The following is a 15,338-nucleotide window of genomic DNA, read 5'->3' as shown; positions in this document are numbered from 1 at the left end:
CTACAAGCTCAACGCATCAGGCCTGCTTGTAACCGCGCACCTCGTCGACGCCGCGGTTGGCCAGTTGGTCGGCCCGTTCGTTGCCGTGGTGGCCGGTATGGCCGCGCACCCATTTCCAGGTGACCTGATGGCGGTTGACCTGCTCATCGAGCTGCTGCCACAGGTCGGCGTTTTTCACCGGCTCCTTGGCCGCGGTTTTCCAGCCGCGCTTTTTCCAGTTGGCCATCCACTCGTTGATGCCCTTCATCACGTACTGCGAGTCGGTGACCAGCACCACCTGGCACTCGCGCTTGAGCTCTTCCAGGCCGCGGATCGCCGCCATCAGCTCCATGCGGTTGTTGGTGGTGTTGGCCTCGCCACCCCAGAGTTCCTTCTCCACGCCCTTGAACACCAGCAGTGCGCCCCAGCCTCCCGGGCCAGGATTGCCCTTGCAGGCGCCGTCGGTGAAGATTTCTACGCTATCGCTCATGCCAGACTTCCAATCGAAAATACCTGTGGCTTGCCGATCGTCGATCGACAACGCCCAAGCCGGGCAGGTTCGGCCCGGCTGAATTAAAGAGGGGGTTCGCTGTGCCGGCGGTTGACCTTGGCCATCGGCAGCGGCACCAGCTTGCCCATCGGCTCGCGGCGTACCTGGCGCACCGGGCGCAGGCCGACCACTATCTTGCGCGCCACCAGCAGGTAGAAGCCGCCGCCGGACAGTTGCCAGTCGCCGGCCTTGCGCTCCCAGCCGGCCAACCGAGCCTGCCAGGCCGCCGAGGCAAGCGGCGGACGATAGCACCCGAAGCGGCGTTTCTCCAGCGCGAAGCCCAGCAAGTTCAACCAGTCGGCGACCCGCGACGGGGAAATGCAGCGCGCCTTGCGCAAGGCGTCATGGGCGAACACATGCCGCAGGCCCCAGCTGCTCCAGGGATTGATACCGACGATCAACAGATGCCCGCCCGGTCGCACGGCGCTGGCGGCTTCGCGCAGCAGGCCGTGGGGCGACAGGCAGAAATCCAGGCCGTGCTGCAGCACCACCACATCGGCAGCATGCTCGCTAAGCGGCCAGGCCTGCTCCTCGCAGACGATCTCGACGCCGGGCAGCGGCGCACCCAGGCGGACATTGCGCTGCACCTGGGGCGCCGCCGGCGGGGTTTGCGCCGACGGGCCGTAATGCACCAGGTAGCCGCCGAAGAAGCGCCCCAGCTCGTCGTCGAGCATGCGCCGCTCTTCATCCAGCAGAAATTGCCCCAGTGGCCCGGACAGCCACTCACGGGCGGCACTGATCAGGGCCAGCCAGTCAGGATCGGCCTGAGCGAACGCTTTATCGGTCATTGCATTCTCCAACCCGCCAAGAAGTTCTAAGATGCGCCAATGTTTTCCGCTTGGCGACTCCAACGATGATACAGATCAGTGCCCTGCCCGCGTTCACCGATAACTACATCTGGTTGTTACAGGACCACAGCCATCAGCGTTGCGCAGTGGTCGACCCGGGTGACGCCGCGCCGGTGCAGGCCTGGCTCGCCGAGCATCCGGGCTGGGTGCTGAGCGATATCCTGGTGACCCATCACCACCACGACCATGTCGGCGGTGTCGAACAGCTGAAAAAAGCCAGCGGCGCCAAGGTCTGGGGCCCGGCCAACGAAAACATCCCGGGGCGCGACGTGGCCCTGAACGACAACGACCGCGCCAGCATCCTTGGCTGGGACTTCGACATCTACGCGGTGCCCGGGCACACCCTGGGGCATATTGCCTACTACCATCACGGCCTGCTGTTTTGCGGCGACACCCTGTTCGCCGCCGGTTGCGGGCGCCTGTTCGAGGGCACGCCGGAGCAGATGCACCATTCGCTGAGCCGCCTGGCCGCATTGCCCGCGGACACCCTGGTGTACTGCACTCACGAATACACCTTGAGCAACCTGCGTTTTGCCCAGGCGGTGGAACCGGATAACCCGGACATCGCCGAGCGCCTGCGCAAAGTCAGCGAACTGCGGGAAAACGGCCGCATGACCCTGCCCTCCACCCTGGCCCTGGAAAAGCTCACCAATCCTTTCCTGCGTACCGGTGAAACATCCGTTAAACAAAAAGCGGACGAACGGAATGGCCTCGATAACCGGGCTCAGAGTGCGGTTTTTGCTGCCTTGCGGGCTTGGAAAGATAAGTTCTAAGCAGGTTGCGGGTTGGTACGAAAATTCTGAATGGTTGACCGCACCGGGTGCGCTTTCTAGAATCGCCCGACATTTTTGCCCGGAACTTACTTCCAGCCAATGTCGTCATCTATTCGTAAATCCATCAATTCAGACGCATTGACGCGGTTGGCTCAAGCCATCGCGGTGGCTGTGTCCGCCACCCTGGCGGGCTGCCAAAGCACGAGCCACGTCCCACAAACCGACGCTTCGCACACCCAGAATTTCAACGCCCGCATCAAGCAGAAACCCATCTGGCTGAATGAAAAACCCAGCCCGCAATTGCCCCAGGACGTCTGGGAGCGCATGCGCGAAGGTTTCCAGTTGCAGGAAGGCATCGGCGTCAACCCGCGCATCGAACAGCAGCGCCTGTGGTTCGCCAGCAACCCCTCGTTTCTCGAGAATGCCAGCGAACGCGGCAGCCTCTATATTCATTACATCGTCGAACGCCTTGAAGAACGCAACATGCCGCTGGAGCTGGCCCTGCTGCCAGTGATCGAGAGCGCCTACAACCCGATGGCCTATTCCCGGGCCGACGCGGTAGGCCTCTGGCAGTTCATCCCGTCCACCGGGCGTTCCTTCAACCTGCGCCAGACCCGCTTCTACGATGGCCGTCGCGACATCACCGCCTCGACCACCGCGGCCATGGATTACCTGACCCGCCTGCACGACATGTTCAACGGCGACTGGCTGCTGGCCCTGGCGGCCTACAACGCTGGCGAAGGCACGGTCAGCCGGGCCATCGAGCGCAACGAGAAGCTCGGCCTGCCCACCGACTACTGGAACCTGCCGCTGCCGTCGGAAACCCAGGCCTACGTGCCCAAGCTGCTGGCCCTGTCCCAGGTGGTGCTGGCACCGGAAGCCTATGGCGTGAACCTGAACCCGATCGCCAACGAACCCTACTTCCAGGTCGTCGAGATCAACCAGCGCATGGACCTGTCCAAGGTCGCCGCGGTGGCCAATATCGACGAAGACGAGCTGTTCCAGCTCAACCCGGCCTTCAAGCAGCGCACTACCATCGACGGTCCCCAGCATCTGCTGGTGCCGACGTCCAAGGCGCAACTGCTGAGCGCCAGCCTGTCGACCATGAAACCCGAAGAGCTGATCAGCCAGCGTTCGTTCAAGCCGGTGTTCGAGGGTGCCGACAGTCGCGAAATGGCCCAGGCCAAGCGCAACTATCGGGTCAAGCGTGGCGATAACCTGTCGCAGATCGCCAAGGCCAACAAGGTCGACGTCAAGGACCTGCAACGCTGGAACAAACTCAGCGGCAAGCAGCTCAAGGTCGGCCAGACCCTGGTCATGCAGGACACCCGGGCCAAAGCCAGCAGCAAGACCAGCGCCAAGACGTCCGGCAAGAAGACCCTGGTCGCCCGCGCCGACAAGAAGTCGACCCAGTACAAGGTCAAGCAAGGCGATTCGCTGTACATGGTGGCCAAGCGCTTCAACGTCGAGATGCAGCACCTCAAGCGCTGGAATCCCCGCGCCGGCCAGGCCCTCAAGCCAGGCCAGATGCTGACCGTCTACCTGCCTCACTGATCTGCAGCTCCTGGCGCAGGCCCTCCTGCGCCAGCAAGATCGCCGCGACCGTACCGGTCGTTCGCAGCCTTCGGCAACGGTTACGGATTGCGCTGTATCCAGCGGCGACAAGCAAATGTCGTGACCAGCCCGGGGCGGCCTTTTTCCTGTCGATACAAGCTGTTACTGTACGGAGCACAAAGCCCAAGCCGCCTGGATCGGATCTCTGACTTGATGCGTCCCCTCCTCCTGCCCCTAATCAGTCTGGCCTTGAGCTTTCCCGCAAGCGCAACGATCACTGAAAGTCATGGTTACGCGCAGTTCGGCACGCTCAAGTACCCCGCCAAATTCACCCATTACGACTGGGTCAACCCCGCCGCGCCCAAAGGCGGGACCTTACGGGTCATGGCGTTTGGCACCTTCGACACCCTCAACCCCTACACCTTCAAGGGCAGCAGCCCGGTTTCCACGCCCAACTTCCTGCAATACGGGGTCAACGAGCTGAACGAGCCGCTGATGGTCGGCACCGGCCAGTACGCGCCGTCCGGCGACGAGCCGACTTCCAGCTACGGCCTGATCGCCCGCTCCGTCGAATACAGCGAAGACCGCAGCTGGGTGGTGTTCAACCTGCGCCCCGAGGCGCGCTTCCACGACGGCCAGCCAATCACCGCCTACGATGTGGCGTTTTCCTATCGGCTGCTACTCAAGGAAGGCCACCCGCAATACCGTACCAACCTGCAGGAAGTGCAGCGGGTGGACATCCTCGGCCCGCAGCGCATTCGTTTTGTCTTCAAGCGCTCCGGCAACCCGCTGCTGATCCTGCGCCTGGGCGAGTTGCCGGTGCTGCCGCAGCACTATTGGAAAGACCGCGACTTCAAGGCCACCACCTTCGAGCCGCCGCTGGGCAGCGGCCCCTACCGCATCACCCGGGTGCAACCGGGGCGCTCGCTGCTGTTCGAGCGGGTCAAGGACTATTGGGGCAAGGACCTGCCGGTCAATCGCGGCTTCAACAATTTCAACAAGGTCGCGGTGGAGTTCTACCGTGACAGCGACGTCGCCTTCGAAGCCTTCAAGGCCGGCGAATTCGACATCTACATCGAACACCAGGCGAAGAACTGGGCCAACGGCTACAACTTCCCCGCGGTCAATCGCGGCGACATCATCAAGGCCCAGGTGGCGCACCAGATCCCGACCCAGACCCAGGGCCTGTTCATGAACAGCCGCCGGGCAATCTTCGCCGAGCGCAAGGTGCGCGAAGCCCTGGGCCTGATGTTCGACTTCGAGTGGACCAACCGCACCCTGTTCAGCGGCGCCTACAAGCGCGCGACCAGCTACTACCCCAACAGCGAGTTCTCCGCCACGGGCCTGCCGGTCGGCCATGAATGGCTGCTGCTCTCGCCCTACCGCGAGCAGTTGCCCGCCAGCCTGTTCACCCAGCCCTTCAGCCTGCCGCAGACCGACGGCCGCGGCATCCCGCGGGCGACCCTGCGCCGAGCCCTGGGCCTGCTCGCCGAAGCCGGCTGGAAGCTCAACGGCCAGCGCCTGCTCGATAGCAACGGGCAGCCGCTGCGCTTCGAGCTGCTGTTGGTCAACCCGAACCTGGAACGGATCCTCCAGCCCTACGTCGAAAACCTGGCCAGCATCGGCATCGACGCGCGCCTGCGCACCGTGGACCGGGCGCAGTACAAGCAGCGCCTGGACCAGTTCGATTTCGACATGATCCTCATGACCCTGAACCAGACCCTGAGCCCGGGCCTGGAGCAATGGCAGTACTTCCACTCCAGCCAGGTCGGGGTCAAGGGCAGCAAGAACTATGCGGGCATCGACAATCCCATCGTCGATCACCTGCTGGAACACCTGCTCGCCGCGCAGAGCCGCGACGAGCAACTGGCCGCCGGTCGGGCCCTGGATCGGGTGCTGCTGTGGCAGCACTACATCATCCCCAACTGGTACCTCAACTATCATCGCCTGGCGTACCGCAACCGGTTCGCCTTCGTCACCACGCCGCCCTACCAACTGGGCCTGAGCGCCTGGTGGCTGAAGTCTCTGGAGAAAGCCCAATGATGCCCCTGCGTGCCCTGCTCCCGTGGGCCGGCGGCGTGCTGCTGGCGGGGATCGCCTGCCTCGCCCAGGCCGCCCCGCAACACGCCCTGACCCTGTACAACGAACCGCCGAAGTACCCGGCGAACTTCAAGCACTTCGCCTACGTCAACCCGGACGCACCCAAGGGCGGCACCTTCCGCGAGTCCGGCTTCGGCGGCTTCGACAGCCTCAACCCGTTCATCAACAAAGGCGTGCCGGCGGACAATATCGGCCTGATCTACGACACCCTGATGCGCCAGAGCCTGGACGAACCCTTCACCGAATACGGCCTGATCGCCGGGCAGATCGAGAAAGCCCCGGACAACAGCTGGGTGCGTTTCTACCTGCGCCCCGAGGCGCGCTTCCACGACGGCCATCCGATCCGCGCCGAAGACGTGGTGTTCAGCTTCCAGACCCTGATGCAGGCCGGCGCGCCGATGTACCGCGGCTACTACGCCGACGTCGAGGACGTGATCGCCGAAGACCCGCTCAAGGTGCTGTTCAAGTTCAAGCACAAGAACAACCGCGAGCTGCCGCTGATTCTCGGGCAACTGTCGATACTGCCCAAGCACTGGTGGGAACACCGCGACTTTTCCAAGGGCAACCTGGAAATCCCCCTCGGCAGCGGCCCGTACAAGGTGGTCGAGGTCAAGGCCGGACGCTCGGTGCGTTATGAGCGGGTCAAGGAGTACTGGGGCAAGGACCTGCCGATCAACCGCGGCCAGTTCAACTTCGACGTCATGGCCACCGACTATTTCCGCGACAACACCGTGGCCCTGGAAGCCCTCAAGGCCGGCCAGTTCGACTACTGGCTGGAGACCAGCGCGAAGAACTGGGCCAACGCCTACAACATCCCGGCCGTGAGCGAAGGCCGGCTGATCAAGGAGCAGATCCCCAACGGCAACCCCACCGGCATGCAGGGCTTCGTCTACAACATCCGCCGTCCGTTGTTCCAGGATGTGCGGGTGCGCAAGGCCCTGAGCCTGCTGCTGGACTTCGAGTGGACCAACAAGCAACTGTTCAACGGCGCCTACACCCGCACCCGCAGCTACTTCGAAAACTCGGAAATGGCCGCCACCGGCTTGCCCGACGCCGACGAGCTGCAGATCCTCGAACCGCTGCGCGGCAAGATCCCCGACCAGGTCTTCACTGAAGCCTTCCAGCCTTCGGTGTGCGACGGCAGCGGCATGATCCGCGCCCAGCAGCGCCATGCCTACCAGCTGCTGCAGGAAGCCGGCTGGCGCATCGTCGACGACAAGATGGTCGACGCCCAGGGCAAGCCGGTGGTGATCGAGTTCCTGCTGGCCCAGACCGAGTTCGAGCGCGTGCTGCTGCCGTTCAAGCGCAACCTCGCGGACCTGGGGATCGACCTGGTGATCCGCCGGGTCGACGTTTCCCAGTACATCAACCGCCTGCGCTCGCGGGACTTCGACATGGTGGTCGGCGGCTTCCCGCAATCGAGTTCGCCGGGCAACGAGCAGCGCGAATACTGGAAGTCCTCCAGCGCCGACAACCCCGGCAGCCGCAACTTCATCGGCCTCAAGGACCCGACCATCGACGCCCTGGTGGAAGACCTGATCAACGCCGACTCGCGCAAGAGCCTGGTGGCCCATGCCCGCGCCCTCGACCGGGTGCTGCAATGGGGCTACTACGTGATTCCCAACTGGCACATCAAGACCTGGCGCGTGGCCTATTGGGATCACATAGGCCACCCGAGCGTCTCGCCCAAGTACGACGTCGGCATCCAGACCTGGTGGATCAAGCCCGACGCCAAGCCGGCCGTGACCCCGGACACCCACTCGCAGGCCGCCCCCGACGGCGTGGAGCAATAAGATGCTGGCCTACATTCTGCGGCGACTGCTGCTGATCATCCCCACGCTGTTCGGCATCCTGCTGATCAACTTCGTGATCATCCAGGCCGCGCCCGGCGGCCCGGTGGAACAGATGATCGCCAAGCTCGAGGGTTTCGAAGGCGCCACCAGCCGGATCGCCGGCGGCGGCGCCGAAGTCTCGGTGGCCGGGTCCAGCTACCGCGGGGCCCAGGGCCTGGACCCGGCCCTGGTCAAGGAAATCGAGAAGATGTACGGCTTCGACAAGTCGGCGCCGGAACGCCTGTGGATCATGATCAAGAACTACGCCACCCTGGATTTCGGCGACAGCTTCTTCCGCGACGCCAAGGTGGTCGACCTGATCCGCGAAAAGCTCCCGGTGTCGATCTCCCTGGGGCTGTGGAGCACCCTGATCATGTACCTGGTGTCGATCCCCCTGGGGATCGCCAAGGCCACCCGCCACGGCAGCCACTTCGACGTCTGGACCAGCTCGGCGATCATCGTCGGCTACGCGATCCCGGCGTTCCTGTTCGCCATCCTGCTGATCGTGATGTTCGCCGGCGGCAGTTATTTCGACTGGTTCCCGCTGCGCGGCCTGACCTCGAACAACTTCGACCAGCTGAGCTGGGGCGGCAAGATCCTCGACTACTTCTGGCACCTGGCGCTGCCGGTGACCGCCCTGGTGATCGGCAACTTCGCCACCATGACCCTGCTGACCAAGAACAGCTTCCTCGACGAGATCAACAAGCAGTACGTGGTCACCGCCCGGGCCAAGGGCCTGACCAGGCGCCGCGTGCTCTACGGCCATGTGTTCCGCAACGCCATGCTGCTGGTGATCGCCGGTTTCCCCTCGGCCTTCATCGGCATCTTCTTTACCGGATCCTTGCTGGTGGAGGTGATCTTCTCCCTCGACGGCCTGGGCTTGATGAGCTTCGAGGCGGCGATCAACCGTGATTACCCGGTGGTGTTCGGCACCCTGTTCATCTTCACCCTGCTGGGGCTGGTGGTGAAACTGATCGGCGACCTGACCTACACCCTGGTCGACCCACGCATCGACTTCGAAAGCCGGGAGCATTGAGATGAACCTGTCCCCCCTCAATCGCCGGCGTTTCGAGCTGTTCAAGGCCAACAAGCGCGGCTGGTGGTCGCTGTGGCTGTTCCTGATCCTGTTTGGCGCAAGCCTGGGCGCCGAGCTGATCGCCAACGACAAGCCGCTGGTGGTGCACTACGACGACGGCTGGTACTTCCCGGCGCTCAAGCGCTACCCGGAAACCACCTTCGGCGGCGAGTTCCCCCTGGAGGCCAACTACAAGAGCCCGTACATTCGCGAACTGCTGGCGGCCAAGGACGCCTGGGTGCTGTGGGCGCCGATCCCGTTCAGCTACCAGAGCATCAACTACGACCTGAAAGTCCCGGCCCCCGCGCCGCCCTCGGCGGACAACCTGCTGGGCACCGACGACCAGGGCCGTGACGTGCTGGCGCGGGTGATCTACGGCTTCCGGGTCTCGGTGCTGTTCGCCCTGACCCTGACCGTGCTCAGTTCGATCATCGGCGTTATCGCCGGGGCGCTGCAGGGCTTCTATGGCGGCTGGGTCGACCTGGCCGGGCAGCGCTTCCTGGAGATCTGGTCCGGGCTGCCGGTGCTCTACCTGTTGATCATCCTCGCCAGCTTCGTGCAGCCGAACTTCTGGTGGCTGCTGGGGATCATGCTGCTGTTCTCCTGGATGAGCCTGGTGGACGTGGTGCGCGCCGAGTTCCTGCGCGGGCGCAACCTGGAATACGTGCGCGCCGCCCGCGCCCTGGGCATGCAGAACGGCGCGATCATGTTCCGCCATATCCTGCCCAACGCCATGGTCTCGACCATGACCTTCATGCCGTTCATCCTCACCGGCGCCATCGGCACCCTGACCGCCCTCGACTTCCTCGGCTTCGGCCTGCCCCCCGGCGCGCCGTCCCTGGGCGAACTGGTGGCCCAGGGCAAATCCAACCTGCAGGCGCCGTGGCTGGGCATCAGCGCCTTTGCCGTGCTGGCGATCATGTTGAGCCTGCTGGTATTTATCGGCGAGTCCGCTCGCGATGCCTTCGACCCGAGGAAATGAGATGAATCAGGACAATCTGATCGAAGTCCGCGACCTCGCCGTCGAGTTTGGCGTCGGCGCCCACACGCAACGGGTGGTCGAGGGCATCAGCTTCGATATCAAGCGCGGCGAAACCCTGGCCCTGGTGGGCGAAAGCGGTTCCGGCAAATCGGTGACCGCGCACTCGATCCTGCGCCTCTTGCCCTACCCGCTGGCCCGCCATCCGTCCGGCACCATCCAGTACGCCGGCCAGGACCTGCTGACCCAGAAAGAAAAAACCATCCGGCATATTCGCGGCAACCGCATCGCCATGATCTTCCAGGAGCCGATGACCTCGCTCAACCCGCTGCACAGCATCGAGAAGCAGATCAACGAGGTGCTGGGCCTGCACAAGGGCCTGATCGGCAAGGTCGCCACCCGGCGCACCCTGGAGCTGCTGGAACTGGTGGGCATCCCCGAGCCGCACAAGCGCCTCAAGGCCCTGCCCCACGAGCTGTCCGGCGGCCAGCGGCAACGGGTGATGATCGCCATGGCCCTGGCCAACGAGCCGGAACTGCTGATCGCCGACGAGCCGACCACCGCCCTCGACGTCACCGTGCAACTGAAGATCCTCGAACTGCTCAAGGAGCTGCAAGCGCGCCTGGGCATGGCCTTGCTGCTGATCAGCCACGACCTCAACCTGGTCCGGCGCATCGCCCACCGCGTCTGCGTGATGCAGCGCGGCTGCATCGTCGAACAGGCGTCCTGCGAAGAACTGTTCCGCGCGCCACAGCATCCCTACACCCGCGAACTGCTGGCGGCCGAACCCAGCGGCAAGCCGGCGAGCAACGTGGTCGGCCCGCCGCTGTTGCAGGTCGAGGACCTGAAGGTCTGGTTCCCGATCAAAAAAGGCCTGCTGCGCCACACCGTCGACCATGTGAAGGCGGTGGATGGCATCAACTTCAGCCTGCCCCAGGGCCAGACCCTGGGCATCGTCGGCGAAAGCGGCTCGGGCAAATCCACCCTGGGCCTGGCGATCCTGCGCCTGATCGCCAGCAAGGGCGCCATCCGCTTCGAAGGCCAGCAGCTGGACGGCCTGTCGCAGCAGCAGGTGCGGCCGTTGCGCCGGGAGATGCAGGTGGTGTTCCAGGACCCCTTCGGCAGCCTCAGCCCGCGCATGTGCGTGAGCCAGATCGTCGGCGAAGGCCTGCGCATCCACAAGATCGGCAGCGCCGCCGAACAGGAACAGGCGATCATCGAAGCGCTCAAGGAAGTGGGGCTGGATCCGGAAACCCGGCACCGCTACCCCCACGAGTTCTCCGGCGGCCAGCGCCAGCGTATCGCCATCGCCCGCGCCCTGGTGCTCAAGCCGGCGCTGATCCTGCTGGACGAGCCGACTTCGGCCCTCGACCGCACCGTGCAGCGCCAGGTGGTGGAGCTGCTGCGCAAGCTGCAGGCCAAGTACAACCTGACTTACCTGTTCATCAGCCACGACCTGGCGGTGGTCAAGGCCCTGAGCCACCAGTTGATGGTGGTCAAGCATGGCCAGGTGGTGGAACAGGGCGACGCGCAAGATATCTTCGCCGCGCCGCAGCATCCCTACACCCGACAGTTGCTGGAGGCCGCGTTCCTGGTGCCGGCCACCGAGTGACCGCCACAGGATAAAAAACCGCCCTTGGGCGGTTTTTTATCGGCTGGACTTTCTCCCCGTCCAGCCCACGCAGCTAGCGGCTACTCCTTGACCTGCGGCCCGCGGCCCGGTCTGCTCATGGTCTGGTCGGCGTCCGCCAGCAAGGTTTCCACATCGGTCGGCCGGGCCGGATCGAACTCGATCTGGCCGATGCTGAAACAGATGTCGTAAATGCACTGCTGGGTGGCGGTGCGCTCGTCGAGGATGGCCTGCAGGCGGGTGATGATCGCCAGCTTTTCCATCCGTTCCGAGCCGGTCAGCAGCACCGCGAAACGCTGGTACTCCAGATGCCCGACCACGTCGCTTTCGCGAAAGGCGATGCGCAGGCCGTCGGCGAAGGTCTTGAGCGCCGCCTCGCCTTCTTCCGCCCCATAAGCGCGGGCGATACGGTAGATGTCGTCAAGATCGAACAGCAGCAAGGTCGCCGGGCAGTTCAGGTCCTTGCAGGCCTGCAGCGCATCGCCGGCCAGCACCGCAAAGCCGTGCGAGTTGGGCAGCAGGGTCAGTTTATCGAGGTTGGCTACCTGCACCGCGGCCAGCTCCTGCTCGGCCCGGCGGTTCTGATCGCGCAACAGTTGCCGGGACGGGTCGTCCGCCTCCGGGGCTGGCACCTGGTTCGGTGCCTGGACAGGCTTGTCTGGGGAAAACATCGCACACTCCATTGGCGGGTATCACCTATAGAGCTTAGTTGCCGAGGCCTGCGACTGCCCCGCAACCAGCCCTCGCTGGGGCCCCCTGGCGTCAACTTCCGACCGCCGGGCAGGGTCCGCCCGCCTCGGCCCAGAGCTTGAACTGGCTGACGAACACGTCGTGGGGCACCGGTACCGGCGCGCGGTTGCCACCGGGGTTCCAGCCCCAGAGCACCAGCTTGTCTTCGCTGACATGCTTGATCAGCGCGGCAAAGTCGCGATCGCCGTTGCTGGCCTTGTCCTTGATCATCTGGCACAGGCGGTCGGCCGGCAGGCCAATCCAGGCCATCTTGTGCGCCGCCGGCGGCAGGCTCCAGTGCGGCGCCCCCGGTGGCATGTGCGGGCCGTAGCTGGCCGGCGGGTTGCTTGCGCCATGGCAGGTGGCGCACGGCAGCCCCGCCGCGCCCTTGCCGTCCAGGCCACGGACCACGGCCATGGCGTGGGGCGTGCCGGCGTCGAACTGCAAGGGCGCATCTCCGGGAATGTGGCAGTTTTGGCAGCGCGGGCTCTGGAACACCTTCTGCACCGTCGCGAACGCCGCCAGCGCCGGTTCATCGGCGGCGAAAAGGTCCGAGGCATAACCGCCCAGGCCGACCAGGATCAGCGAACCGAGGAGCAGGTGGCGTTTCATCTCACACCCCCGCCAGTTGCAGCGGCAGCTCGCGCAGGCGCTGGCCGGTCAGGGCGAACACCGCGTTGGCCACCGCCGGCGTCGTGGGCGGCACGCCTGCCTCGCCGATACCGCCGGGTTTCTCGCTGCTGGCGACTATGTGTACCTCGACCTCGGGCATCTCGTTCAGGCGCAACACCTGGAAGTCGTGATAGTTGGACTGCACCACCCGGCCGTCCTTGAAGGAAATGCGGCTGTGCAGGGCCATGCCCAGGCCGAAGGTGATGCCCGACTCCATCTGCGCGGCGATGCTTTGCGGGTTCACCGCGATACCGCAATCCACCGCACAGACCACGCGGTGCACGCGAATCCGCTCGGCCTCCTGGGACACCTCGGCCACCTGCGCCACATAGCTGCCGAAGGACTCGTGCACCGCAACGCCCAGGGCATGGCCATTGGGCACGGGCTTGCCCCAGCCGGCCTTCTCCACCGCCAGGTTGAGCACGCCCAGGTGCCGTGGGTGATCCTTGAGCAGGGTGCGGCGGTACTCCACCGGGTCCTTGCCCACCGCGGCGGCCATCTCGTCGATCAACGACTCGACGACGAACGCGGTGTGGGTATGGCCCACGGAACGCATCCACAGCACGGTGATGCCGGTCATCGGCGAATGCAGGTCGACCCGGTGGTTCGGCGTGCCCTTCAGGTAAGGCCCGTCCGCCAGGCCCTCGACCGAGGTGTTGTCGATGCCGTTCTTGACGAAGCTGGCCTCGAACGAGGTGCCGGCCATGATCGACTGCCCCACCAGCACATGCTGCCAGGCCAGCGGCATGCCCTTGGCATCCAGGCCGACCTGCGCCTGATGCAGGAAGGCCGAACGGAAGTAGCCGCCGCGCACGTCGTCTTCCCGCGACCAGACGGTTTTCACTGGGGCTGCGGCGGCCTTGGCCACCTCCACTGCTTCGCTGACGAAGTCCGAGGTCGGGTTGGCCCGGCGGCCGAAACCGCCGCCCAGAAATTGTGTGTGGATCTGTACCTGCTCCGGCTTGAGCCCGGTGATCTTCGACGCGACCATCTGGTCCAGGGTCTGGAACTGGGTGCCGGTCCAGATCTCGCACTTGTCGGCGCCGATGCGTACCGTGCAGTTGAGCGGTTCCATCGGCGCATGGGCCAGGTACGGCACGCTGTATTCGGCCTTGATCACCTGCGTCGCCTTGGCCATGCTCCCGGCCGCATCGCCGGCCTCGGCGGCCTTGGTCCCGGGGGTCAGCGCCAGTTTGCGAAAGCTCTGCATCAGGCTTTCGCTGCTCATGTTGGCGTTCGGCCCCAGGTCCCATTCGGCCTTGAGCGCATCGCGCCCCTGCTTGGCCGCCCAGTAATGCTCGGCGACCACCGCCACGCCCGTGGGTACCTGGAGCACCTTGATCACTCCGGGCACCGCCAGCGCCGCCTGGGGATCGAACGACTTGAGCGTGCCGCCGAATACCGGCGAACGCAGGACCACGGCGGTCAGCAGGCCGTCGAAATACATGTCCATGCCGAATTGCGCGCGGCCGGTGATTTTCTCCGGGGTGTCCAGGCGCTGGGTCGGCTTGCCGATCAGCCGCCAGTCCTTGGCCTCCTTCAAGCGCAACGAGGCCGGGTCCGGCACCGGCAGCTGCCCGGCGTCGTTGGCCAGGTCGCCGTAGCTCAGGCGCTGGTCGCCGGCCACCACCCAGCCCTGCTCGGTGTGCAGGGTCGAGGGCGCCACCTGCAGGCGCTTGGCCGCCGCCTCGATCAGCATCTGCCGGGCCGCGGCGCCGGCCTGGCGATAGCGGTCGAACTCCATCCAGGTCGAGGTCGAGCCGCCGGTGATCTGCATCCCGCCGAACGCCGGCAAGCCATACACCGCAGCGGCCGGCGCGTGCTCGACGCGAATCTTCGACCAGTCGGCATCCAGTTCCTCGGCGATCAGCATCGATAGCCCGGTCCAGATGCCCTGGCCCATTTCCGAATGACCGAGCACCACGGTGACCACTCCATCCGGGGCAATACGCAAGAACGCATTGGGTACGAACGCTTCGCTCGCCGCCCGGACAAAACGATTGGCTCCCGGGATGACGAACGCCACCACCAGCCCGCCGCCGAGCAGCGCGCCACCTTTGAGAAATCCACGACGCGATGCAGTGATCATGCCTTGCCCCTCTTAATGCCGACTCAGCCGATTTCAGCGGCGCGCTTGACCGCCGCGCGGATCCTTGGGTAGGTGCCGCAGCGGCAGATATTGCCGGACAACGCCTGGTCGATATCGCTGTCGGTGGGCGACGGGATCTTCGCCAGCAAGGCCGCGGCCGACATGATCTGCCCCGACTGGCAGTAACCGCACTGCACCACGTCCAGCTCGGCCCAGGCGCGCTGCACCGGGTGCGAGCCGTCCGCCGACAGGCCTTCGATGGTGAGGATTTTCTGCCCGTTGGCCACTGTCGCGGCCGGGGTCACGCAGGAACGCAGCGGCGCGCCGTCAACATGCACGGTGCAGGCGCCACATTGCGCCATGCCGCAGCCGAACTTGGTGCCGGTCAGGTGCGCCACATCGCGCAGCACCCAGAGCAGCGGCATGTCCGCGGGCACCTCGAGCTGCTGGTCCTTGCCATTGATATTGAGTGTCAACATGCGCAACTCCTCAGGCCGAGGGGGGACAGGATTCACGGGATCCTGGAGC

General features: G+C 65.0%; 13 protein-coding genes. 7 read left to right on the top strand and 6 right to left on the bottom strand.

Annotated elements, in window-relative coordinates; translation table 11 throughout:
- Positions 1-16 precede the first annotated feature (16 nt).
- Positions 17-469, bottom strand: a complete 453-nt coding sequence (rnhA, locus tag C4K27_RS14145) for a ribonuclease HI (RefSeq protein WP_007920943.1) — start codon at positions 467-469, stop codon at positions 17-19.
- Positions 470-552: 83 nt separating this feature from the next.
- Entirely contained in the window at positions 553-1,317 is a 765-nt protein-coding gene (locus C4K27_RS14140; RefSeq protein ID WP_009043593.1) for a class I SAM-dependent methyltransferase, read from the bottom strand.
- 65 nt (positions 1,318-1,382) lie between these two features.
- Here C4K27_RS14140 and gloB point away from each other — a divergent pair, with 65 nt between their 5' ends.
- From gloB to C4K27_RS14105, 7 genes are all read left to right on the top strand, one after another.
- The gene (gene gloB / locus C4K27_RS14135; protein WP_053260919.1) at positions 1,383-2,150 is read left to right on the top strand and encodes a hydroxyacylglutathione hydrolase; all 768 of its coding nucleotides are present in this window, start codon (positions 1,383-1,385) and stop codon (positions 2,148-2,150) included.
- Positions 2,151-2,249: 99 nt separating this feature from the next.
- Entirely contained in the window at positions 2,250-3,704 is a 1,455-nt protein-coding gene (locus tag C4K27_RS14130; protein ID WP_053260918.1) for a transglycosylase SLT domain-containing protein, read from the top strand.
- A 213-nt stretch (positions 3,705-3,917) separates the two neighbouring features.
- A complete protein-coding gene (locus C4K27_RS14125) occupies positions 3,918-5,747 on the top strand; it encodes an extracellular solute-binding protein (protein WP_053260917.1) in 1,830 nt (609 codons plus the stop codon).
- On the top strand, positions 5,744-7,597 hold the full coding sequence (locus C4K27_RS14120) for an extracellular solute-binding protein (RefSeq protein WP_053260916.1): 1,854 nt from the start codon (positions 5,744-5,746) through the stop codon (positions 7,595-7,597). Before C4K27_RS14125 ends, C4K27_RS14120 begins: the two co-directional genes overlap by 4 nt.
- 1 nt (position 7,598) lies before the next feature.
- Positions 7,599-8,672: a microcin C ABC transporter permease YejB gene (locus tag C4K27_RS14115; RefSeq protein ID WP_007920957.1), complete on the top strand. Its 1,074-nt coding sequence runs from the start codon at positions 7,599-7,601 to the stop codon at positions 8,670-8,672.
- Between the two features lies 1 nt (position 8,673).
- Positions 8,674-9,693 (top strand): ABC transporter permease, encoded by a 1,020-nt coding sequence (locus C4K27_RS14110; protein WP_007920958.1) that lies wholly within the window; start codon positions 8,674-8,676, stop codon positions 9,691-9,693.
- A gap of 1 nt (position 9,694) precedes the next feature.
- Positions 9,695-11,302, top strand: a complete 1,608-nt coding sequence (locus tag C4K27_RS14105) for an ABC transporter ATP-binding protein (RefSeq protein ID WP_053260915.1) — start codon at positions 9,695-9,697, stop codon at positions 11,300-11,302.
- A gap of 80 nt (positions 11,303-11,382) precedes the next feature.
- Here the strand turns inward: C4K27_RS14105 and C4K27_RS14100 are convergent, their stop codons facing one another.
- From C4K27_RS14100 to C4K27_RS14085, 4 genes are all read right to left on the bottom strand, one after another.
- Complete coding sequence (locus tag C4K27_RS14100; RefSeq protein ID WP_053260914.1) at positions 11,383-11,991, bottom strand: GGDEF domain-containing protein; 609 nt, start codon at positions 11,989-11,991, stop codon at positions 11,383-11,385.
- A 91-nt stretch (positions 11,992-12,082) separates the two neighbouring features.
- The gene (locus tag C4K27_RS14095; protein ID WP_053260913.1) at positions 12,083-12,661 is read right to left on the bottom strand and encodes a hypothetical protein; all 579 of its coding nucleotides are present in this window, start codon (positions 12,659-12,661) and stop codon (positions 12,083-12,085) included.
- Between the two features lies 1 nt (position 12,662).
- The gene (locus C4K27_RS14090; protein WP_053260912.1) at positions 12,663-14,810 is read right to left on the bottom strand and encodes a xanthine dehydrogenase family protein molybdopterin-binding subunit; all 2,148 of its coding nucleotides are present in this window, start codon (positions 14,808-14,810) and stop codon (positions 12,663-12,665) included.
- 23 nt (positions 14,811-14,833) lie between these two features.
- Positions 14,834-15,289, bottom strand: a complete 456-nt coding sequence (locus tag C4K27_RS14085; RefSeq protein ID WP_009043583.1) for a (2Fe-2S)-binding protein — start codon at positions 15,287-15,289, stop codon at positions 14,834-14,836.
- Positions 15,290-15,338: the final 49 nt, after the last annotated feature.

The sequence above is a fragment of the Pseudomonas chlororaphis subsp. chlororaphis genome (assembly GCF_003945765.1).
GTDB classification, from domain to species: domain Bacteria; phylum Pseudomonadota; class Gammaproteobacteria; order Pseudomonadales; family Pseudomonadaceae; genus Aquipseudomonas; species Aquipseudomonas chlororaphis.
The sequence above is the reverse complement of the archived record's forward strand: the minus strand, read 5'-3'. Positions and strand labels throughout refer to the sequence as shown.